We start from the raw sequence: 22,688 nt of genomic DNA on the forward strand, positions 1-22,688 counted from the left end.
GCCGTTCATTCACTTAGTATGAAAGGTTGTCCATATGATAACGCCGTCGCGGAAGCGACCTTTAAAATCATTAAGACTGAGTTCGCCAATCAAAAAAAGTTTACGAACTTATCCCAGCTAACGCTCGAATTTGGAGACTATGTGAACTGGTTTAATAAGCTAAGAATTCATGGAACTCTTGGCTACTTAAGTCCTCTAGAATATAAAAAATTATCCCTTAAAAAAGTTGTTTGATTTAGTGTTGACAATCCAAAGATAGCAACAGACAACCATGGGCTCCAATCGAGTGGACGTATCAAGACGTTCCTAAACGACCAGGGGCTCTTCCGGTTAAAAAGAATACGGGAGTTAGAGCATTACCTCTTCCTGTTTTTTTAAAGGGTAAAAGTATTGAGGATTTACAAAAAGTTAAAGAGGACTTGGCAGAATGGTTAATCCATGACGAGCTAAAGCCTCTTATTTTTGATGACGAACCTGATCGAATCTATTATGCAGTCGTGGACGGAAGTTTTGATCCTGATGAAATATTGAAGTGGGGACAAGGAGTCATTCCTTTTATCTGTCCGGATCCATACAAATATGGAGAGGAAGAATCATTGATCTTGGGTGATTTCCCGATTCGAAATGTGGGCACTTTAAAAACAAATCCGGTATTCTCCATAAAATTCATGTCTAATACCACTAACTATACGGTTTCTATAAACGAAAAGACCCTTAAGGTTATTTGGAATTTTAAACAAAGTGATTTGTTAATAATCGATACAAGCAAGCGAAAAATCACTATTAATAATTTGGTGAAGATGACCGCGTTAGATTTAAGTAGTAAATGGCCAGAATTTATAAAAGGTCAAAATAACATCATAGCTGATAAAACCGTTGCAAACATAACAGTAACATTCAGACCGAGATGGCTATAGGAGGTGTTTCGGTTGTCTGATTTATATATATTTGACCCATATGACAATCTAGTTGCGATCCTTTCTAACGATGGAGAGGAAACATGTCCCTTTTGGTCTGCACCCTTTAAAGAATTATTGAATCAAGGAACTGCTTTTGAATTTACTGCAGCAGGAAATCATGAGGATTCGCAACATATTGTGGCTGAAAACCAAGTCGCCTTCATGGATAAGGATGGCTTTTTTCGTCTTTTTACTATTAAGGAACCAGAAAGAACCGATGGTGAAGACGGGCCGGTTATAACGGCGGTCTGTGAAGCAGCTATGCTTGAGTTAAATGATGAGGTTATTGAAGATGTTCGGCCTTATAATGTCACGCTTAAAACGGCCATTACAAAAGCGCTGGAGGGTGTGAGGTGGAAAGTCGGAGTGGTGGCAGAGTTAGGTTTGGATTCCACGAATTTTTACTACATGACACCGACTGAAGCCATAACCGAATGTATTAATACATGGGGTGGCGAACTTCGAGACCGTGTGGAAATTGAGGGCAATAGGATAACTGGTCGGTTTATCGACATCCTTCCTAGAAGAGGGGAAGACATAGGTAAACGGTGGGAAATTGATAAAGACATCCTTTCCATTACGGAAAGAGTTCAATCCTACCCAAAGACTGCTTTATACGGACGAGGTTCATCTCTTGAGGTAGAAGACGAAGAAGGAGAAGCTACGGGAGGATTTACTAGAAAAATCACTTTTGCTGATATTGAATGGAAAGTAAAGAATGGTGATCCTGTAGATAAACCAAAAGGCCAAAAGTGGGTTGGGGACCCTGAAGCTCTAACTGTATTCGGCAGAGAAAACGCTGATGGCACCATAAGGCATCGAAAGGGCATATATGAAAGTAGTGAACAAGAAGACCCTGCAGCGTTGTTACAAGAAACATGGGAGGCCTTGCAACAACAAAAGCATCCGATTCGTAATTTTGAGATGAGCGTTTTTTTACTTGAAAATATTATCGGATACGAGCATGAAAAAGTGAGATTAGGAGATACCACTTTTGCTTTGGATTATTCTTTTGCAAAGCCGATCGAAGTGGAAGAGCGAGTGATTAGTTTTGAGTATGATGTATCAGATCCAGACAATTCGGGTGTGGTCGAACTTGGGAATTTCATCGACTTGTATTCGGATGATGCCCGACTTGATCAAATTGAATCGGAGTTGAATGATAACAAAGGGGTTTGGAACAATGGTGGGAAGAAGCCCATTACAGATGACAGAATTGAAAATGTCACCCCTACTAAACCTAAAAATGTTATGGCATCTGGATTATTTCAAAATGTATTAGTCGAATGGGATTTTGTTAATACCATTTCTATAGCTAATTACGAGGTCTATGCTTCTCAGATACAAGGATTTACACCTGACATATCTAATCTTGCATTCCGAGGTAAAACCAGTATTTACACCCACCAGGCAGGTAACAATCAGCAATGGTATTTTCGAGTAAGGGCTGTGAATACTCATGGCGTTTCTGGTCCATTCTCCGAGGAAGCAATGGCTCAAACAGCAAGGATTATTTCTGATGATATTCTTTTCGGACCCGACATTGCGGCTGAACTTAGGGAACTAAGTAAAACAGCCCAAATACTTGCTGATGGTACCGTTGATTTTAATCTAATTGCCAATGATGTCAAAGAGGAGATAAATACAGCAGTTAATCAAGCGAATTCTGCATTTAATACTGCAAATCAAGCTACTTTAAACGCACAACAAGCATTAACACAAGCGCAGTCAGCTTTTGATAATGCTGATGATGCTATTAGAAAAGCTGACGATGCCACTGGACAAATATCCGTTATAAATCAAACTGTTTTAGGCTTGCAAACGACTGTATCCGATAAGGTTAGTACTTCGCAATTTACCCAATTGGCAGGTGTTGTGGAAACAAAAATTAGCACAGTGGATGCAGATGGTAAATTTGCTACTCAATCACAATTAACTCAAACCTCTAGTAGTTTGACGAGTACGATTACTCAGGTTCAAAACCATTTAGATCACGTAGAAATGACGACAACTTCACAAATATCTCAATTAGCAGACAATATTAATTTGAGAGTAAAAGAAAATGATGTCGTCAACCAAATTAATATATCAACAGAAGGAATATTGATAGACGGTAAGAAAGTTCATATCACCGGTCAAACAATGATTGATAAAGCAGTGATTGGAGAAGCAAATATAAAAGATTTAGCTGTCACAAGTGCAAAAATTGCTAACTTAGCAGTGGGGACAGCAGCCATTGCAAATGCGGCTATTACCAACGCGAAAATTGCCAATTTGTCTGTTGGTACAGCGGAACTTAAAGATGCTGCCATTACAAATGCGAAGATTGCTAATGCATCAATTGATAGTGCCAAGATTTCTTCTTTGTCGGCTGATAAAATCAAAGCCGGCACCGTTACAGGGGTATTATTACGTTCGATTGATGAAACATCTAGATTTGAGGTTCAGGGTGGACGTTTAAGAATGGATGTTAATAATGGTAATAATTTAACCATCGATACAACTGGTATCTATTATCTTAATTCATCCGGGCAAATTTTATTTCAATCGACTAAGAAAATGACCACTTCTGATATTTTTGGTACAGCCGAATATAACGCCTATCTAGCAGCATTTAACGAAACGAGATCTGTTACTTATGCTACTGCTTTAACAGGTAGCGGTTTTGTAGATGACTATGATTATGTACCTCATAGAGCAAAAGGATTTTATGGTGATTATATAAATAAAAATCCAGGTTCTCCAGGATTACATGTTTATATAAAGCCATTAACTGGTGGAGAAGTAAGAATTACACGCAACGAAACAACAGACGATTATAGGCCTTTAAGAGCACAATATGTATATACACAACGTATTGATTCAAATCCACAAGGCTCTAATTCTAATCATATTTATATTGGTGCTACAGATGAAGTGAGGATATCGACGGCACCAGGTCTGGATAATACAACCGGGAAATTGAGGGCAGGTTCAATCTTCGCTAGTTCCATTACTTTGAATAATCTAGGAAATGGATCCCATCTGAACTTGCTACTCGTGGGATCAGATAGTGAAGTTAGGGTAAAACATTCAGCCGATGATAGTTATAAAAATATAAGAGCAGCATCGTTTTTAAATGCCTCAAGTAGAACACTCAAAGATAATATTGAAAAATATTCAGGTAACGCATTGGATGTAATTAATGCTTTGAACGTAGTTGAATATGAGTTAAAAAGTAATATTTCAAATGGGATATATGATAGACAAATAGGCTTTATTGCGGAAGATAGTCTATCGATTGCTTCTTTAGATGGTGAGTCCATTAATACGTATAAAACATTATCTCTGAACACTAAAGCCATCCAAGAAATTTCAACAATCATTCAAAATCATGATGATGAAATAAATTGGTTAAAAATCGAAAATCAATATTTAAAAGAAAAATTAAAGAACCAAGAAAAAAGAATGGCTCATTTAGAAGACTTATTAAATGTAGCGTAAATTAGGGAGGAAATAATTATGAGAGTAGAGATCGAAAACGGAAAATTAGTGACAGCGATTAATTTTATGTATGAGCTAAAACTGACGAGAAAGCATTCACGCTTCCGCCGGCATTTTATCAACCTTATGAATGAAAGCCTGAAAGTAGTTGAAGTTGACCGAAAAGAGCTACTTAAGGAACACTCTCATAAAGATGAAAAGGGAGAAGCGCTTGTCAAGGATGGTCAATATGACGTTAAAGATATGGATGCCCTGTCGAATGATTTAAAAGAACTGAATGCTGAAAAGCTTGTTATTGAAGGTGGTGATAATCGTGAGATGATCCGAACCATTAAACATATATTGAAAAAAGTTGAGGATGAAGAGTACGAGGCACAAGCCTCAGAAATTTATGATTATCTCTGTGAACAATTTAGCGTTGATGTAGAAGACGAAAAAGGAGCTGAAGAATAATGTTGGAAATTCAAATCACAGCAACTAATATCCGTTATACCGATGGTGGAGTATCTACCGTACATGTTCAGTTCCAGAGTAAGGATTCGGAGGGGGCCATCAATCTTAGTGGTTACATTCCCCTTAATGCGGATGAGTATCAAGGGAACGAAGCCCTTTCAGCATTAACGGAAGTGGTGAGGACAAAGTTAATTAATAGATTACAGCCGTAAGCCTAATAGGCTTTTTTTAAATGAAAAATAAAACATCGCAAGGAGGTAAATCTTTGGAAGTAGGAATCGGAGTTTTAACTACTTGCATTGGGCTTTTATGCACAGTCGCCGGTCTTGTTATCGGCTTTTTTACGTTTAGAAGAAAGAACAAAGTTAGATAATATTGGTCAATCAGTTGATTCAATTAGGATTGATTTTAAAGCCAGTGATCAACGTTGGACTGCATTATCAGAAAGAGTTATTCGAAATGAAGAAATTGTGAAACAAGCACATAAACGCATTGATAAAATCGAAAACAAAGGGGAATTTTGAAATGGATAAAGCAAAACAATATATAGCGATGATTGGTGGTGCTCTTGGGGCACTGCTTTTATTTTTTCAATCACTCGGTTATCAGGTTGAATGGTTCAATGAAAATACGATTAACTCATTTATTAACTTTCTTACTGCTATTGTCCCTCTTGGGTTTGCTTTATATGGAGTGTATAAGAATCAATATTTAGTAACAACGAAAGCTCAAAAACAAGAAGAAGTTTTGAAAAAACAAGGATTAAAATAAGCTGCCCAATCGGGTGGCTTTTTATTTTGATTTTAAATTAAAAGGAGACGATGGAAAATGACTAAAATTTTTATTGATGCAGGACACGGTGGAACAGATCCAGGTGCAGTTGGAAACGGGTTAAGAGAAAAGGAGTTAACATTACAAATCGGTACACGAATAAGAGATATACTTGGTGGATATAAAGATGTCTCTACTAAAATGAGCCGTACAGGGGATACTTTTCCTTCCTTATCTGGTCGTACTAAAGCTGCTAATGAATGGAGGGCAGACATTTTCTTATCCATCCACATTAATGCTGGTGGGGGCATAGGGTACGAAGATTATATATATCCAGGAGTAGGCACTCCTACAACGGCCTATCAAAATAACATCCATGCTGAAATTATGAAGCTAATCAACCTGAAAGACCGCGGTAAAAAGACAGCGAACTTCCATGTGTTGAGAGAGACAAACATGCCGGCCATCCTAACAGAAAATGGGTTCATCGATAACGCTTCTGATGCGGCTCAACTTAAACAGAATGCTTTCATTGAAGCATTGGCTCAGGGCCATGTGAATGGTTTGGTGAAAGCATTTAATCTCAAATTGAAGGATAACGGCACATCAGGTAACACTCATAAAGTAGTAGCAGGCGATACTTTTTATTCAATCGCTAAGAAGTACAATACAACGGTGGCGAATCTTCAGGCATTGAATCCGAGTGTTAATCCAAATGTTCTTCAAATTGGAAGCATCCTTATTGTGAGTGGTTCAATAGCTACTTATCACACAGTTGTGAAAGGTGACACGGTATTTGCTCTAGCTGGAAAATATGGTAGCACGATAAAGCAATTGAAGGATTGGAATAGTCTTGATAGCAACTATACAATTCAGATTGGTCAAAAATTGCGTATGAAATGAATACAAAAATTTTACTGTTATATTATCTATTTCACCCAGAAAAACCATCACGACAGAAGCCCTTACTCTAACTGAGTAGGGGCTTTTATATTCACTTACACAAATATGATAGAACAACCTATATTAGTTGATAGGCTAATACAATTGTTTGTTCAGCGAATATCTTCTACATTTTTCAACTTAATATCTTTTGATATACTCAACTCTGATTTTTCATCAGCAAAATTTTGTTCATCTAATGGACCAGTTACCACTCCCGTTCCAATGTCTATTATCCAATAATGGAAGGTATCTTTATCTGGAATCTCTGTATTATTAGTATTTTCGGGGTTATCCACTAAATCAACTTGCTTAGCTAAAATAAAATTTTTATCCCATCCGACTTCCACGACTTTTGCTGGTACAACAGCACTGTCCCAGGAACCTTCACTAATTTTAGGGGAAATAGTAACTTGATGCTCTGATGTGCTAACTATAGAAAAATTTCCTGGTAACTCAACTTCATAATCTGATAAACCTGAACATGCAGCTAGTAAACAATAAAAATATAGAGAAATAAAAACAAATTTAAAACCACGCTTAAATCGCACTGAAAACCCTCCTTTTTTTTACCAATATATCACTAAAGTTATCAAACTCAAAAATTACATTAAGATTTTTTCCTAAAAATATATTATTTACAAATAATTTACTTTTGTGTTACGATAATCAAGTTGTTACAAAAATATGGAAAGAGATTAAATAATGCAAAGTACTAACATTAAGAAAATTATTAAAACATCACTGGCATCTTTACTTATCACTTCATTTACTTTACCAAGTATATCAATGGCATCAGAGGAAGGGTCCAATGTAATTCCTTCTGAAACAATGATTTCAAACCCTTGGGATGACTCTTCAAATGTACAATATATAACTAAAGAACCTATACTACTAGATTCTGAGGATGTAGTTTATGGAGAAGACGCATTGTTAATTAAAGAGGAAATCATTGCAGCTAATGAGGAAGCAGAAAAAAATAAATTAAAGTTGGAACAAGAGGATGCATTAATTGAAAATGAGCTTATCAATCAAACACCTAGAGAAACAACTCCCAATCTATCACCTATCCAAACAAGAGCTTTAAAATCAAAGTCATGGTACCGTACTGAATTTACTGCATTGGCTGTAACTATGGCTTCTTTAGACTGTCCAACTGCGGGGAATTTCTTAAAGCACTCTTTACAAGACAAACCAACAGATAGATCATATGCAGCGGGTAGTTCTAAATCAAATGGTTTCTCAAAAACAATAGCATATACAGACATATCCGTTCCAATGGCTACAGCTATTGATAAGGCAAATAAAGCAGGAGAAAAAGCTACTGGCGCATTTAATAAAAGTAAAGCTACATATATAGATAACGTGGGTTTGGATTGGTATTTGACTATTGGTAAATTTAGTTATGATTGGATGGCAGAAAAACAATCAAATGGAAAATGGAAAGTATATATTGGAATTCATGATGTTTATGATTATACCAAATCCAAAAGAATTCCTGGCAGATTCCCATCAAACCTAATAACATTAGTAACAAATCATGCAGCTGATGCACAAACCGCGAAGGCAATTGTACCTTACAAAGTTGATATGTACATGGAACAAACTTATACAGCAAAAAAATAAATATATTAAAATATGAAATCTGTATTTTGATGTGTTCCCTGTAAAAGAGATAGGAATAAAAGATAACCTAAACAACCTGGGACCTATTTTCATAGGGATCCAGGTTGTTTAGGTTATCTTGAATTCGTTCATAGTTATAGGTCTGCAAATACCAGGTCCCTATACTTACCACAATTTTCTTGAAAAATCTATATGCTTTTCATATATTCCTCAAAAATTCCTTCATTGTGGTCAGAATAAGTTATTTTTAATTGGCTGAATCCATTAAGGGCAACTGCAGCTGTCCAGTCAGGATCTTTCTTAAAGTCTGTATTAGGAACAGGGAAGTTTCCACTCTGCAAGAAATTAGTTTCTTTTGCATGCAAGTAAACCTTAATATTTATGTTCATTATTTTGCTCTTTTCGGTTTATTTTAGTAATTTATACTATATTTTATATCAAGTTGCTCAAAATAAGTGCGTTTATTTTGCCCGAAAAGTGCCCGAAAAGTGCCCGATAAATGCCCGATTAAACATAATATTTTACTTTTAATAATGCTGAATCTATTTTAAAAAAAGCTGTTAAAAAGGCATTTATGATGTTTTATGATGTCTGATTATTCTAAGAAGTATGTTCCGCACACAAGTTCACCCATGGGAACGCGAAGGATATATTTACTTGTATTAAAACCTCATCAAGCAATGATAGTAGAAGGGAATGCTACCAGTGTATTGAAAAAAGACACAACGTTTTGCACCATTTTTATATCTTTTAATAAGCCGAATAGAAAATGAAATGGAAACTTATAGAACTCACATTAATATAGAAGAAACTTGGTGGAATATATAGAAATTGTATAGATAAATCCTAGTATTGGATAATTGTATCCTAGTGTGTGCTGGATTTTTCAATTGGGTGACCACCAACAGATGATTGACCACCAAAATGACCACAAATTTTCTATTAGGAAATGAAATGTCATGAATTGAAGGGATGTATAAATCCAGATAAATAAGAAAACCCAACTAATGTGAGATGTTACGTGGTTAAATGAAATCGGCTTTTCAAAAGGATCATGTAATAATAAACACTGGAGAACCCTTATTTACAAGGACTCTCCAGTGTTATTTTTATTAAAGGCTCTTTTCGTAAAGATTGTTGTTTTTAAAACAAAACTATTTAAGGTTGATTGGAGCGGTAGTGCGAGACTCCTGCGGGAGCAGCGGGACAGGTGAGACCCCACAGGCGTTTACGCCGAGGAGGCTCACCCCCGCCCCGCGGAAAGCGAGCATCTGGAGGGGAAATCAACCACAACTCACTACCTGGTAAATAGCAACAAAGTATGTGAAAACAGCCTTATTAAATGACCACTAAGAGACCACTAAGTGACCACATTTATTGCTAAAGGGCTTTTTTTAGCTTATGAAAAGTTCTCTGCTGATGAGTCCTATATATTCTGGTAACATGACTATATTTATCTAAGGTTATGGAAACATTTGAATGCCCTAAACTTACTGATACCACTTTTTCATCATAGCAATTCTAATTGAGGTTGTCTTAGGAATGCAGATTATGATTTATAATAAAATTAAAAATTTAAAGTAAGGGAAACATTTTAGCAACTGTATGAAAATAAAAGGCATAAACCTTTAATGAAAGGGACTTATGCCCTTTTTTTGCTTTTAAGTAAGTGATATAAATATAAACTCATAGCCACGTATGATGACAAATTGTTATATATTTGTTCATTTGCGATTACACTAATCGTGTTTTTATATAATTTGTCTCCCTTTTGGAACAAAAAAGCAACGGCCTTGTGTAAGTTGCGAAGATATCAAACTCGATTTAATAGTACATCAAATGTTTGCCGGGTGAGATCAGTCGGGAGGTATATAGTGTTAGTAGCATTAAATAGTCTGTGACTTGTGTATTATTTTCTTCTTCATCACTTTTATATCTTTGAGAATCAAAATGAAACCGAAATGGAAACTGAGCAATTTAGAGGACTTATGATAATATGAAAAACAAAATTCCAAAAAGATGCAAATAAGAATCCGACAATTTAATTTTTTATAAAACTGGATTGAGCACGTTCCTTTAAAGGTAAGATAAGTTCTGAGCAAACGTAAAATAGAATGAATAATCTGTTTTTATAGAAGGGGATCAATTTGAGAATCTCTTATATAAGAAGAAGAAACTCGGTAGAATATATAGAAATTGTATAACGAATACGTGTTATGGATTTTATAATGCCCCTAAACCACATTGGGTGACCACAATAATGTAAGATGTGGCGAAGTAAATGAATGACTTTTAAAAGGGTCATGCAATTAAAAGCAATGGAGGACTCTTAAGTAATGGGGTTCTTCATTGCTTTTTTCGATCCCTTTTTATTAGACGCCATCCATGAACGGGGTTAATCAATTTCCCAATTTATCTTCAATAATAATACTGGGGATTAGGTTGAAATTGATAGTTGTATGACGGGGCAGTATACATTTGGTTATCATAGTGATTAATATATTGCGGGTATTGCTGACTGTCTTCTTCGGCCGCTCTATCGCAGTTGGCTGGCGGACCGATGAATGTTGATGGTTGAACCGGTGCAATTACTTTTTTCCATTGGTTTTCATCGATACAATACGTATGCGCCATAATATTTGCAGGCGTCAATTTCAAAATATCCGAACCCAGGATCACTTCAGGTGTTGGTGCATTAAAAATGGCAAGCAGATGGGTGTTATCAGTATTGGCTACTTCATAATGCCACCAACCTTGTGGAACATTGGCTACTTGACCGGGTTTAATGGGGTAATTTTGTATTTGTTTTGTAAAAGGATTCAGTAATGAAACGGTTGCAGCTCCAGAAATGCAGTACACTAGCTCTGCAGCATTTTGGTGATAATGCGGTTCTACGACATTGTCGGTACTAAGGTAAATATCTAATAATGAAACATTTTCGAGTGTGTTCAATTGTTTGATACCTAATACATTTATATAGTTTTGATTGTTTTTTTTAACGAAGGTGCTCTTGTTAACATCGAAAAAGTATTGTGTAGATGGTGAAGTATAGTCCATATAGGAGACCATGAATATATCATTCCTTTTCCGGAGACTTGATCTTGCCAGGATATGTTAGTTTTTATTTTAATGTGCAATCACAGAGTGGGTAATTGCTTATTGTTCCTAATGATTGTTTATGAATGCTGCATATCAGTTAAAGGGCACAGGGAAAAAAATATTATATAATAGCCTGTTGAATGGAAAGCAATTGAATCAAACCAGATGGTAATTAGAGAAATATTATTTTAATATACTTTAAAACAAAAACTGCTAATCTGAATTTTGGATATAATCAAACTTTTAGTAAGAGAAATTTTCCCATTGCATGACTTTAAATTACAGTGATATAATGTTCTCTGTGATTTTAAAGTTTAACATAGGAAGTGGCTAAATTGTCGAACAATTCGAAAGAAAGTAAATTCGTCCCGTACGTCTCTGCATCAAAATCTCTACCGGAATTAACTGCAACGGCAGTCATTCTAGGGATCATTCTTGCAATCGTATTCGGTGCGGCAAATGCATACTTAGGCCTACTTATTGGTTTAACTGTCTCTGCTTCAATACCCGCAGCGGTAATTTCAATGGCTATCTTAAGAGGGGTTTTTCGCAGGGATTCAATTTTAGAAAACAATATTGTGCAAACGATGACCACGGCAGGTGAGGCAATTGGTGCCGGTGCTGTATTTACCATTCCAGCATTATTCATGTGGGACATGGACGTGAGTCAAGCATTCATCATTTTCGTTGTATTAACTGGGGGATTTTTAGGGGTCTTCATGATGGTTCCCCTTCGCCAGCTTTTGATTGTAAGGGAACATGAAACATTACCATATCCTGAAGGTACGGCATGTGCCGAGGTTCTGAAGTCAGGAGAAGAAGGTGGTACAAGTGCCAAATTAATCGGAGCCGGTTTGGTTATCGGCGGTATGGTTAAAGGGCTTGGTGATGGTTTTAAGCTTTTTAAAACAGAGGTTGAAACAGGAATCACAAACTTTAAAAATGCGGTGGTTGGTCTTGATGCCTTTCCTTCCCTTTTGGGTGTAGGTTATATCATTGGGCCGCGTGTTGCAGGACAAATGCTAGGTGGAGGGCTATTAGCATGGGTCGTTCTCATACCGGCAATCAGCTTCTTTGGCAGCAGCAATGGAACAGCCATTTTCCCTTCTGATGTACCGATCGGTGAATTGGATGCATGGGGAATTTGGGATAATTATATACGTTATATTGGAGCTGGTGCTGTTGCAACTGGCGGATTGATCACATTGATCAAAACATTACCTATACTTTTCAGTTCAGTTTTTGATACCCTTAAAGGCGTAAAAGCCAATAAAGGGCAACTTAAATCGGGTTCGATCCGTACTGAAAAAGACATCCCGGCTAAGTACGTTTGGTTGGGAACGATCATCGTTATTTTAATCATTGCTTTCACACCAATAACAGATGTAGGAATCATCGGTGCGATTGCAATTGCGCTTTTTGGATTTTTATTCGTGACGGTGGCTTCAAGGGTTGTTGGGATCGTCGGAAGTTCTTCTTCCCCTGTTTCCGGGATGACCATAGCCACACTATTGATTGTAGCGATTGTCTATAAAGCAATTGGTTTTACTGGTACGAATGGAATGGTAGCGGCTTTAACCGTTGCTGCGATCATTTGTACTGCTCTTGCGGTTTCCGGAGATGTTTCTCAAGATCTAAAAACAGGATATATTGTGGGCGGAACACCATGGAAACAACAAGTTGCCATGATGATCGGTGTCGTTGCGTCTGCTTCTGTCATTGGTTTTATCCTGGTTCTGATGGACAATGCTTATACGATGGGATCTGCAGAACTACCTGCACCTAAAGCGGCACTTATGAAAATACTTGCTGAAGGTGTTCTTGGGGGAGATCTACCTTGGACCCTTATCTTTATCGGTGCGGCTATTTCCATCACATTAGAGTTTTTCGGTCTGAATTCACTTGTTGTTGCTGTCGGCATTTACTTGCCGGTTCATACTAGTGCCCCAATCATGATCGGTGGATTTATCCGTTTCTTCGTTGAGTTCTTCTCGAAAACGAAAGAAGCGCTTAAAGCACGTGTTGATAGGGGTGTATTATTTGCATCTGGTTTAATAGCAGGTGAATCATTGATTGGTGTACTTATTGCCATATTGATTGCAGCAGGTGTCCAAGTCCCGGCCACGGCTAAATTAGCCAGCAATTTGCTACCATTCTTACTATTCCTTGCTCTAGCTGGATTGCTATGGTTCGTATCCAGCAAAGGGAAAAAAGAAGATGCTTCGTAAACGCCAATCAAAAAAGAGGAACCTGTTAACCATGGTTCCCCTTTTGGAAAAACGCGTCACAATGGAACAAGAATCTTTGGAAGCAACTTTTTTAGTCATTCAACGGACCAATTTTGTGGAACGAATTACGATTCGTTTCCTTAAACAACCATCAGTCCGTAAAATCAAGCTTGATAAGTTTGGGGCATTTGCCATTAAACAAATGGAGTTCCAAAGCAATGTCAAACAGATTTCTGAAGCGATGAGTGAACATTTTGGTGAGGAAGCAGAACCAGCCTTACCTCGTTTGATGAAATTTTTGGAAATCCTTGAGGTTCATGATTGGATCATATGGGATGATGAAGTAGGAAAATGAGACAAGGTAAAAACACCCCCTGAGTCGTATTTATAATAAATACGAATTTGGAGGTGTTTTTCTTATGGGAATAAGAGTGCATTATTTGGAAGAGATTAAGCGGAAAGCAATAGGGCTAAAACAGCAAGGTGTAAAAACCGAACGATAATTGATCAGTTAGGGATAAAGAATGTACCCCAGACTCATCCAGATTGAAGGCGGTCATTATATGGCCAGCCCATGCATCTCTGATTTTAATGGTTATGTAACTAAAGCAAAATCCAATTAATTGTCTGGACATTCATATAACAAAACTTTACCCTGGATAAGATCAACCTTATTTGGGGTTTTTAGTTAGGAATCCCTTTTTGAAATAACCATGAAGCAGGTGCATATTACAATGAAAGAAACAATTTATGATGAGATGCTAAACATCAAGACGGAAGGGGAACAAAAAATTTTCAATGATTCTTTGCATTACCATCGATACGAACCTACGCCATATAGTGCATTAGAACATTTATTCAAAAAATACCCACTAAAAAGAAATGATCGCATTGTGGATTTTGGATGTGGTAAAGGACGATTGAATTTTTTTATCCATCACTTATATCAATCATCTGTGGTTGGCGTGGAGATGAATGAAAACTACTATAAAGAAGCGATTGGGAATCTGAATAACTATAAGAAGAAAAGGAAAAACAACAATGGCAATATAGAATTCCACTGTTGTTTAGCGGAAGAATATGATATTGATTCGAAAGACAATCGGTTTTATTTCTTTAATCCGTTCTCAGTACAGATCTTTATGAAAATCATCAATAATATATTGCTTTCCTTTGAAAAAGAACCGCGCCAAATCGAACTGATTTTATTTTATGGGTCACAGGATTATATTTTTTTCCTCGAAAATCAAACCGCCTTCGAGCTGAAGGGCGAAGTGATATTACCAGGCTTGACTGAATTTAATCCTTATGAGAAATTCGTCATATACCAATTGTTAATTTAAACGGATCCTCGTTTTTTGGTTGTTATCATGTAAAAATAAAAGCACCCAAGCCTAATACATTGATGCTTGGGTGCAAATGAGTAAACGAGCCAATGGATGCTTAATTTACAGCATAGTGTAAAGTCTTTTGAGGCCGTGGCTCATATTGTTTTTCTATATAAATTTGATGCCAAATCATAAAAGTCAAAATGGTCCAGAGCTTCCGGCTGTTGTCCGTTTTATTATTTAAATGATTTTCAAGTAATTTCATAATTTGCGGTTTGTTAAAAAGATAGTCAGTTGGGCTCTCCTGGATTAACTTTACTGCCCAATCATATAATTCATCCTTTAACCAATGGCGGATAGGTACTGGAAAACCCAGCTTCTTCCTGCTCCATACATGTTCCGGCACAATCCCGCGGGCAGCTTTTCGAAGCATGTATTTGGTCGTTCCATTTCTTACTTTTTGATCCATACTAAGTTTTGAAGCCGTATTGAATACGCATTTATCCAAAAATGGAACTCTCACCTCTAAAGAATTCGCCATAGACATTTTATCTGCCTTCAATAAAATATCACCTTTTAGCCAAGTTTGAATATCAATGTTTTGCATTTGGGTAATAGGATCATAACCTAAAGAACTTGAATAGATTGGACTTGTCACTTTTTCATTTTCTAAACCATTGAGATAATTCACTAGTAAAAGTTTTTTCTCTTTCTCGTCGAATATGTTTGCGTTTCCGATATATCGATCTTCTAAAGGTGTTACTCCACGCTCTATAAAACTCTTTCCTTTAACCCCTTCTGGCAAAATAGAGGAAAGTGTCCTCAACACGTTGTTCAACGGTGCAGGTATATGGGAAAACATGCGCAGGGAATGGGGCTCCCGGTATATATTATATCCGCCGAATAATTCATCTGCACCCTCACCGGACAAGGCGACTTTAACGTGCTTTTTAGCTTCCCGTGCGACAAAATATAGCGGAACGGCAGCGGGGTCTGCTAATGGGTCATCCATATGCCAGATAATCTTTGGAAGTTCTGCCAAGAATTCTTCAGGACTTATGATATAACTTATATTTTCTACATTCAAAGCGGCTGCTGTCTCCTGTGCAACGTTTATTTCACTGTATCCATCTCTTTCGAACCCTACAGAAAAGGTTTTGATCTTAGGATTAATCTGTTTTGCGATGGAGCAGATAAATGATGAATCAATCCCACCTGATAGAAAAGATCCAACCGGAACATCACTTCTCATATGTACGTTCACCGAGTCAATTAAGGTTTCTTGTATTTCTTTAATGACTTTTGAATCTTCTATACTGGAAGGGCGAAAAGTAGGTTTCCAGAACTCTTTTATATCCATTTTCTTTCCGGGCTCTTTAGTGAAATAATGCCCAGGTGATAACTTTTTAATGTTATTGGATAAGGTAGATGGTTCGGGAACATATTGAAAGCTGAGAAAATGCTGTAATGAATTCACGTCCAACTCTTCATTCATCGCTGTCAAGATACTCTTTTTTTCTGATGCAAAATATGTGACATTATCTTGTTCACAATAGAAAAAAGGCTTGATTCCAAAGTGATCCCTTGCCCCAAATAGTTTTTGTTCGACTTTATCCCAAATGACAAAAGCGAACATGCCGCGCAGTTTCTGGACGGTTTGCTCTTTATGGCTACTATAGAGAGCCAATATTACTTCCGTATCAGAATCCGTCGTGAACTCATACCCTTTATCAATGAGTTCTTTCCTTAGTTCAATATAATTGTAGATTTCGCCATTAAAAATGATCCAATATCGTTCATTTTCATATGAAAGAGGTTGGTTACCGTTATCTATATCGATTATGCTCAATCTCCTAAATCCAAAATTTACAAAATCATCAAAAAAATAACCTTCATCATCCGGACCCCTATGGGTAATGATCGTGTTCATCTTCTTGATCGTTTCTTTCATATTTGAATTTATGGCTTTCGGATATTTTTGAATACATCCTACAAAACCGCACATAAAATCCACCTGCCTAATTATTTATTATTAAGAGATTTCCTAGTAACTTTTATCAAGATTACAATGAAATATATAGGCATAAAGTTGTGTATCGATCTAAGTAGTAGAATATCTCTAGTCTACTAGGTTAGATTATTATTCTATATTTGTCAATTTTACTCATTTGTTGAATTGATTTGTAAGTATTTTAATATGGTACAAGAATCCAAACACGCAATAAGAAGAGGCAATCGTTATGATTGCCTCTAAATGAACGCATATAAAAAAATATATTCAATCCCAAATCGAAATGCTGAATAAGAAGCACACAAAAAAACGGGCTGCCTTAATGAAATAGGCATCCGTCTTCTTTTAATTATCATTCAATAGTTCCGTTCGATGACAAAGTGTGCACGATCGCCTCTAAAGAGAGTTTTAGAAAATTCAATGACAGATCCATCAACCTCATATGTGTAAGTTTCTAATGAAAAACAAGGTGAACCGTTGGGTACATCCAATTTGTCAGAAATGGAATCGTCGGCTAGTGAAAACTCCAAGTGTTCGACCGTTTTTTTTACTTTTAAATTGAATTGTGTTTCAAGTACTGTAAAGAGTGATTTTTCACAGGCTTCTATATTAAGCCCGGGTGTTTTATACCAAGGCAGATAGGCAATTTCATATTGAAGGGGGACATCGTTTACGTAACGAATCCGTTCCAGTTTGTTTACTGGATCTCCAATATTTTGCTTGAAAAGCTTGGCAAGGGTAGCATTAGCTTCAATCACCTTTAAGCTAATGACCTTTGTAGAAGGATTTTTTCCTTGCATCGTGATTTGTTCTGAGAACTTTTCAACCGTGCTTGTAAGAAATTGCTTCACTTTATTCTCCGAAACGAAAGTCCCTTTACCTTGAACACGGTAGATGTAGCCTTCGACTGTCAATTGCTGTAAGGCCGTGCGCACTGTTGTCCTGCTTACTCCGTATATTTTACAAAACTCAGCTTCAGTCGGTAATTTTGTATTTGTTTGATATTCGCCATTTTTTATGAGATCGATAATCGATTCCTTAACGATGGAATGCAATGCCGCTTCTTTATTCATGGTCTCCACAGTGATGCCTCCTTTACTCATTCCAATATATACATATAGATTATATCGGATAAGTTCAATAATCAACTGTAAATCGAAAATTTGTAATAACAAATCAAAAATTGTGTTGATATTTTTTCGATTTGTAACTACAATATATATATGGAGGTAATAATACCCAGTTCAAAAATACCTTTCAAAGGGAGTGATAAAACAAAGGAACATCAATTATTGTAAAATTATGGTTCTTTTTTTCTTGAAAATACTGAATAATCATTCATTAAAAGGGGGTAATTTCAATGAATATCTTATTATGTTGTTCTGCAGGGATGTCTACCAGTTTATTAGTTACCAAAATGGAGGAAAGCGCTAAAAAACAAGGGGTGGAGTGTCATATATGGGCTGTTGGTTCTACAGAAGTGAACAATGAAATGGATAAGGCTGATGTGATTTTATTAGGTCCGCAAGTTCGGTATCTTCTTTCCAAGTTACAGGAGGCGGGTAAGGAAAAGGGAATTCCGGTCGCAACCATCAATCCAATGTTCTATGGTCTATGTAATGGTGAAGAAGTACTAAAACAAGCCACTACTTTAATAAAAGGAGAATAAGGATATGATGACTTTTATTGATAAGTATATTATGCCTGGAGCGGTGAAAATAGGAAATAACCGGCATCTGCTCGCGATTCGTGACGCATTGATTGGAATGATAGCGATTACAATGATCGGGTCTTTTGCCGTCCTGTTCAATAATCTTGGGCAAGTCATCAAGCCTTACGGAAGAATGATGGAGGCCATTTTCGGTCCAGCATGGAATACGCTAGGCGGTGATATTTGGTTTGGAACCTTTGCATTCATGACGGTATTCGCTGTATTCGGCATTTCTTATAAACTAGCAAGATCATACGGCGACGATGGTTTTGAAGCGATGCTGGTTTCCTCGGCCTGTTTCTTCTTATTATTACCTCAAATCGGAAATGTCACTTTAACCATTGATGATAAGGATGTTACAGGCGGGGCATGGGGTTTCGTAAGCGTGAATTATTTTAATGCTACAGCCCTCTTTACAGGAATAGTCGTTGCCTTAATAGCAACCGAAATATTTGTGAGACTTTCCCGAGTGAAATATTTAGTCATTAAGTTGCCTGATGGAGTACCTCCAGCGGTAGCCCGTTCTTTTGCAAAGTTAGTGCCGGGTATGGCAACGATTCTTGCCGCTGGTGTATTCGGACTGCTATTCCGTAAAGTTACTGATGGACAGGTACTGAATGACTGGCTGAGTAAAGTGATTGTATCTCCCTTACAAAGTGCTGTAGATTCATTGCCATTCGCTATTTTACTAGTATTTCTTGTTCATTTATTATGGATGATTGGTTTGCACGGACCAAATATCCTTGGAGGGATAACAACACCGCTTTTTGAAAGTTCGGGTGTGAAAAATATTGATTTATATGCAAAAGGTGTCAAAGACATGGACCAATATGGGGTATTGGCAGGTTCTTTCCTGGATGCATTTGTTTATTTAGGAGGATCTGGTGCAACATTGGGCCTCATCATCGCAATGATCATTGCCGGTCGGAAACGTTATAAACAGATGATTGCACTTGGAGGGGCACCAGGGGTGTTCCAGATTAACGAACCTATCCTATTCGGATTGCCTATCGTTCTGAATCCAATGTGGTTCATTCCATTTGTTCTCGGTCCGGTAATTACAACGGTGATCTCGTATATAGCGGTAAGCAGCGGAATGGTTTTTCCGATCGTTGCTAAGATTCCATGGGTTACCCCACCGATTGTGGGCGGATTCCTAGCCACTGGCGGGCATGTATCCGGAGCGGTCTTGGCTGCGGTCAACTTAGTCATTTCAACAGTGATTTATTTACCATTCGTATATGCTCAAGTGAAGATAGATACCAAAAATAAAACAGAGCTTACAAAAGATTCAGAAACGCTAAACGTTTAAGAAAGTAGTGATGAAAATGGAAAAAGAAGAATTATACCAGCTATCCTTTCAATTGATTTTATATAGTGGGAATGCGAGAAGCTTTGCAATGGAAGCGATGCAGGAGGCTAAGAAAAAGAACTTTGATTCTGCTCGTTTGAAAATCGCCGAGGCCGAAGCGGAATTACTGCAAGCCCATAAATACCAAACTCAATTAATCCATGCAGAGGCGGGCGGGGACAAATTTGATCTTCCCATTATCCTGGTGCATGCTCAAGATCATTTAATGACGGCGATGACTGTAAAGGATCTTGCAATAGAAATGATCGATCTGCGCGAAGAATTCTTACATGCAAATGTAGTGAAAGAGAGGACTGCTGAATGAGCGAGGGTCTGAAGATTGTCACGATTGGCGGAGGATCGAGCTATACGCCAGAACTGATTGAAGGTTTCATTAAATATCATGAGGAACTTCCCGTGAGTGAAATTTGGCTCGTGGATATCGAACCGGGAAAGGAAAAGCTTGAAATTGTCGGGGATTTGGCAAGAAGGATGATTGAAAAGGCTGGTGTGAATATCGACGTCCATCTTACGCTAGACAGAAAGAAAGCACTTAAAGGGGCGGATTATGTAACAACCCAGCTGCGAGTTGGCCAGCTTGCAGCAAGGGCACTTGATGAAAAGATTCCGTTGAAACACGGAGTGATTGGACAGGAGACGAATGGACCAGGCGGGCTTTTTAAGGCTTTTAGAACGATTCCCGTCATTCTGGATATTGCTCGTGAAATGGAGGAATTATGCCCGGATGCCTGGCTGATTAACTTCACGAATCCTGCTGGTATGGTAACGGAAGCGGTTCTTCGTTACAGTAATATTTCCAAAATCATCGGTCTTTGCAATGTGCCGATTGGTATGGAACGAGGTGTTGCTGATTTGATGGATGTCGAGCCATCAAGAGTCCGGATCGACTTTGCTGGGTTGAATCATATGGTTTACGGCTTGGATGTATTCGTTGATGGGGAGAGTGTCAAAGATCAAATCATCAATCTGATTACAGATCCAGCTAAAGCCGTCACGATGAAGAATATCCATGCAATGGGCTGGGAGCCGGAATTTCTTAGAGCGTTGAACCTGTTTCCGTGTCCATACCACAACTACTATTATAAAACGGGAGATGTGCTGGCCCAGGAATTGAAGGATGCTGAAAAAGGGGAAACACGTGCTGAGGTCGTTCAAAGACTTGAAGCAGGATTATTCGAGCTTTACAAAGACAAGGGTTTGGACATCAAGCCTCCGCAGCTTGAAGAGCGCGGAGGAGCGTACTACAGTGATGCGGCAGTAAGGTTGATTTGCTCGATGCATACGGATAAACGTGATATTCAAGCGGTAAATACCATCAATCATGGTGCGATTGAAGGCATTCCTTATGGATCTGCAATTGAAACCAGTTGCGTGATAACCAAGGATGGTCCTAAGCCAATCAATGTGGGAGAGCTTCCAGTCGCTGTTCGCGGTTTAATTCAGCAAATCAAATCCTTTGAAAGGGTGGCCATCGAAGCTGCAGTCTCAGGTGACTATGATACTGCGTTGCTTGCCATGACGATTAATCCACTTGTTCCTAGTGATCGGGTTGCGAAACTTATCTTAGACGAAATGCTGGAGGCACATAAAGATTATCTGCCGCAGTTTTTTGGAAAAAAGGAGTTGCAGGATAATTTATCATGATTGAAGTCCTTGTAAATGCAGATGATTTCGGGTTAACTAAAGCGGTGAATTATGGGATTTTGGATAGCCACAAATATGGAATTGTCAATTCAGCAACCATCATGATGAATGCGAAAGCAACGGAACATGCGATTGAATTAGCAAAGAAGACACCGTCGTTGAAAGTAGGTATACATTTAGTGCTAACATGGGGAAAACCTCTGTTGAACGACGTGCCGAGTTTAGTTGACGAATCTGGTTTCTTTAAGAAGCAAGGTGTGGTGTATGAGAACCCTACTCGTATTTCCTTGAGCGAATTGGAGAGGGAGTGGTCAGCGCAGATCGAAAGATTCTTGGAATTTGGTCTGTTTCCAACTCATTTCGATAGCCATCATCATGTACACGGGATAACAGAGTTTCTACCGGTTATTCAAAATCTGTCTGATAAATACGGATTGCCAGTGCGTAATGCCGGAATGCACCTAGCTGAGATTCAAACCGTTACAGATGTTTTCCTGGATGACTTTTATGGAGAAATGGTGGTTGAAGATTACTTTCAAAACTTGAAGGGGAGGGTAATTGATGGGGCAAGCGTTGAGATAATGACTCATCCTGCTTATATGGATGAAGAATTGATGAAAGTCTCCTCTTATAATGATAAACGCTTAAAAGAAACCCGGATTTTGACAAATGCAAAATTGCCTGAGGGATTTCACCTTAGATTCAGCATCAACCAGGTTAAGATTTGATTTTATTAAATACAGCCCTTTAATTACAAAAAGGACCATTCATCAAAATGATGAATGGTCCTTTCAAATTCAAGATAGCTTTATCTTAAAATTAATAAGCGAGGCTGAATAGGGCTTTGATGTGTGATAGATAGCGAATATTACTTGCTTCTTTCATCAATGTAGCCGGCAGACCTTTAAGGGAAGTGTTATTGGCCCCAACGGTTGCCACTGCATCTTTACGGCCAAGGCTCGCAAGTGTACCTGAGTTTACAGGTGAAAATTCTTCAAGTTTCTTGCCTTCAAAGGCTGCATATAGGTTGTATCCAACAAGCTCACCCATTTGCCAAGCAT

At 37.8% G+C, this 22,688-nt stretch carries 23 protein-coding genes and 2 pseudogenes; 19 read left to right on the forward strand and 6 right to left on the reverse strand.

Annotated features, from left to right (window positions below; genetic code table 11):
- The 9 genes and pseudogenes from AC1DVK_RS23445 to AC1DVK_RS23485 all read left to right on the forward strand — a co-directional run.
- The coding region (locus tag AC1DVK_RS23445) for an IS3 family transposase (protein WP_477627502.1) at positions 1 to 234 on the forward strand (234 nt) is incomplete at its 5' end.
- Positions 235 to 260: 26 nt separating this feature from the next.
- Positions 261 to 569 (forward strand): annotated as a pseudogene (locus AC1DVK_RS23450) (distal tail protein Dit); the annotation flags it as partial.
- Between the two features lie 57 nt (positions 570 to 626).
- Complete coding sequence (locus AC1DVK_RS23455) at positions 627 to 917, forward strand: phage distal tail protein (protein WP_477627514.1); 291 nt, start codon at positions 627 to 629, stop codon at positions 915 to 917.
- 12 nt (positions 918 to 929) lie between these two features.
- Positions 930 to 4,442, forward strand: coding sequence for a phage tail protein (locus AC1DVK_RS23460; protein ID WP_477627503.1), 3,513 nt, complete (start codon positions 930 to 932; stop codon positions 4,440 to 4,442).
- An 18-nt stretch (positions 4,443 to 4,460) separates the two neighbouring features.
- Positions 4,461 to 4,895 carry a hypothetical protein gene (locus tag AC1DVK_RS23465; protein WP_477627504.1) on the forward strand — a complete coding sequence of 145 codons (435 nt, stop codon included), beginning with the start codon at positions 4,461 to 4,463 and terminating at the stop codon, positions 4,893 to 4,895.
- Entirely contained in the window at positions 4,895 to 5,107 is a 213-nt protein-coding gene (locus tag AC1DVK_RS23470; protein ID WP_284471217.1) for a hypothetical protein, read from the forward strand. The genes AC1DVK_RS23465 and AC1DVK_RS23470 overlap by 1 nt, the downstream gene beginning before the upstream one ends.
- Before the next feature lie 114 nt (positions 5,108 to 5,221).
- A complete protein-coding gene (locus AC1DVK_RS23475) occupies positions 5,222 to 5,419 on the forward strand; it encodes a hypothetical protein (RefSeq protein ID WP_477627505.1) in 198 nt (65 codons plus the stop codon).
- A gap of 1 nt (position 5,420) precedes the next feature.
- On the forward strand, positions 5,421 to 5,666 hold the full coding sequence (locus AC1DVK_RS23480; protein ID WP_284471215.1) for a phage holin: 246 nt from the start codon (positions 5,421 to 5,423) through the stop codon (positions 5,664 to 5,666).
- 57 nt (positions 5,667 to 5,723) lie between these two features.
- The gene (locus AC1DVK_RS23485) at positions 5,724 to 6,569 is read left to right on the forward strand and encodes an N-acetylmuramoyl-L-alanine amidase family protein (RefSeq protein ID WP_477627506.1); all 846 of its coding nucleotides are present in this window, start codon (positions 5,724 to 5,726) and stop codon (positions 6,567 to 6,569) included.
- Positions 6,570 to 6,721: 152 nt separating this feature from the next.
- Here AC1DVK_RS23485 and AC1DVK_RS23490 read toward each other — a convergent pair whose 3' ends face one another.
- Positions 6,722 to 7,159 carry a DUF3997 domain-containing protein gene (locus tag AC1DVK_RS23490; RefSeq protein WP_477627507.1) on the reverse strand — a complete coding sequence of 146 codons (438 nt, stop codon included), beginning with the start codon at positions 7,157 to 7,159 and terminating at the stop codon, positions 6,722 to 6,724.
- A gap of 154 nt (positions 7,160 to 7,313) precedes the next feature.
- On the opposite strand from AC1DVK_RS23490, the gene AC1DVK_RS23495 reads away from it, so the two are divergent.
- Positions 7,314 to 8,234: a hypothetical protein gene (locus AC1DVK_RS23495; RefSeq protein ID WP_477627508.1), complete on the forward strand. Its 921-nt coding sequence runs from the start codon at positions 7,314 to 7,316 to the stop codon at positions 8,232 to 8,234.
- Positions 8,235 to 8,422: 188 nt separating this feature from the next.
- Here the strand turns inward: AC1DVK_RS23495 and AC1DVK_RS23500 are convergent, their stop codons facing one another.
- Positions 8,423 to 8,623 carry a hypothetical protein gene (locus tag AC1DVK_RS23500; RefSeq protein ID WP_477627509.1) on the reverse strand — a complete coding sequence of 67 codons (201 nt, stop codon included), beginning with the start codon at positions 8,621 to 8,623 and terminating at the stop codon, positions 8,423 to 8,425.
- A gap of 748 nt (positions 8,624 to 9,371) precedes the next feature.
- Between AC1DVK_RS23500 and AC1DVK_RS23505 the strand changes: the two genes are divergently transcribed.
- Positions 9,372 to 9,542: a hypothetical protein gene (locus tag AC1DVK_RS23505; protein WP_477627510.1), complete on the forward strand. Its 171-nt coding sequence runs from the start codon at positions 9,372 to 9,374 to the stop codon at positions 9,540 to 9,542.
- Positions 9,543 to 10,652: 1,110 nt separating this feature from the next.
- Here AC1DVK_RS23505 and AC1DVK_RS23510 read toward each other — a convergent pair.
- Complete coding sequence (locus AC1DVK_RS23510) at positions 10,653 to 11,303, reverse strand: cupin domain-containing protein (protein WP_061462484.1); 651 nt, start codon at positions 11,301 to 11,303, stop codon at positions 10,653 to 10,655.
- A gap of 365 nt (positions 11,304 to 11,668) precedes the next feature.
- Here AC1DVK_RS23510 and AC1DVK_RS23515 point away from each other — a divergent pair, with 365 nt between their 5' ends.
- The 3 genes from AC1DVK_RS23515 (at position 11,669) to AC1DVK_RS23525 (ending at position 14,904) form a co-directional block, all read left to right on the forward strand.
- On the forward strand, positions 11,669 to 13,561 hold the full coding sequence (locus AC1DVK_RS23515; RefSeq protein WP_061462485.1) for an OPT family oligopeptide transporter: 1,893 nt from the start codon (positions 11,669 to 11,671) through the stop codon (positions 13,559 to 13,561).
- 61 nt (positions 13,562 to 13,622) lie between these two features.
- Positions 13,623 to 13,916 carry a PqqD family protein gene (locus tag AC1DVK_RS23520; RefSeq protein WP_477627511.1) on the forward strand — a complete coding sequence of 98 codons (294 nt, stop codon included), beginning with the start codon at positions 13,623 to 13,625 and terminating at the stop codon, positions 13,914 to 13,916.
- Between the two features lie 379 nt (positions 13,917 to 14,295).
- Complete coding sequence (locus tag AC1DVK_RS23525; RefSeq protein WP_061462487.1) at positions 14,296 to 14,904, forward strand: methyltransferase domain-containing protein; 609 nt, start codon at positions 14,296 to 14,298, stop codon at positions 14,902 to 14,904.
- A gap of 100 nt (positions 14,905 to 15,004) precedes the next feature.
- On the opposite strand, the gene asnB is transcribed toward AC1DVK_RS23525, so the two are convergent.
- Positions 15,005 to 16,894, reverse strand: a complete 1,890-nt coding sequence (gene asnB / locus AC1DVK_RS23530; RefSeq protein ID WP_477627512.1) for an asparagine synthase (glutamine-hydrolyzing) — start codon at positions 16,892 to 16,894, stop codon at positions 15,005 to 15,007.
- Positions 16,895 to 17,256: 362 nt separating this feature from the next.
- On the reverse strand, positions 17,257 to 17,973 hold the full coding sequence (locus AC1DVK_RS23535) for a GntR family transcriptional regulator (RefSeq protein ID WP_061466026.1): 717 nt from the start codon (positions 17,971 to 17,973) through the stop codon (positions 17,257 to 17,259).
- 287 nt (positions 17,974 to 18,260) lie between these two features.
- Here AC1DVK_RS23535 and AC1DVK_RS23540 point away from each other — a divergent pair, with 287 nt between their 5' ends.
- The 5 genes from AC1DVK_RS23540 to chbG are packed head-to-tail and all read left to right on the forward strand — an operon-like array spanning position 18,261 to position 22,355.
- On the forward strand, positions 18,261 to 18,569 hold the full coding sequence (locus AC1DVK_RS23540) for a PTS sugar transporter subunit IIB (protein WP_061462489.1): 309 nt from the start codon (positions 18,261 to 18,263) through the stop codon (positions 18,567 to 18,569).
- 4 nt (positions 18,570 to 18,573) lie between these two features.
- Positions 18,574 to 19,923 (forward strand): PTS sugar transporter subunit IIC, encoded by a 1,350-nt coding sequence (locus AC1DVK_RS23545; protein ID WP_061462490.1) that lies wholly within the window; start codon positions 18,574 to 18,576, stop codon positions 19,921 to 19,923.
- 16 nt (positions 19,924 to 19,939) lie between these two features.
- Positions 19,940 to 20,287 carry a PTS sugar transporter subunit IIA gene (locus AC1DVK_RS23550; RefSeq protein WP_318684520.1) on the forward strand — a complete coding sequence of 116 codons (348 nt, stop codon included), beginning with the start codon at positions 19,940 to 19,942 and terminating at the stop codon, positions 20,285 to 20,287.
- Positions 20,284 to 21,627, forward strand: coding sequence for a 6-phospho-beta-glucosidase (locus tag AC1DVK_RS23555; RefSeq protein ID WP_289320674.1), 1,344 nt, complete (start codon positions 20,284 to 20,286; stop codon positions 21,625 to 21,627). Before AC1DVK_RS23550 ends, AC1DVK_RS23555 begins: the two co-directional genes overlap by 4 nt.
- Positions 21,624 to 22,355 carry a chitin disaccharide deacetylase gene (gene chbG / locus AC1DVK_RS23560; RefSeq protein WP_477627513.1) on the forward strand — a complete coding sequence of 244 codons (732 nt, stop codon included), beginning with the start codon at positions 21,624 to 21,626 and terminating at the stop codon, positions 22,353 to 22,355. The genes AC1DVK_RS23555 and chbG overlap by 4 nt, the downstream gene beginning before the upstream one ends.
- A 91-nt stretch (positions 22,356 to 22,446) precedes the next feature.
- On the opposite strand, the pseudogene AC1DVK_RS23565 reads toward chbG, so the two are convergent.
- A pseudogene (locus AC1DVK_RS23565) lies at positions 22,447 to 22,688 on the reverse strand (NAD(P)/FAD-dependent oxidoreductase); the annotation flags it as partial.

This window comes from Peribacillus sp. P4_B1 (genome assembly GCF_056402395.1).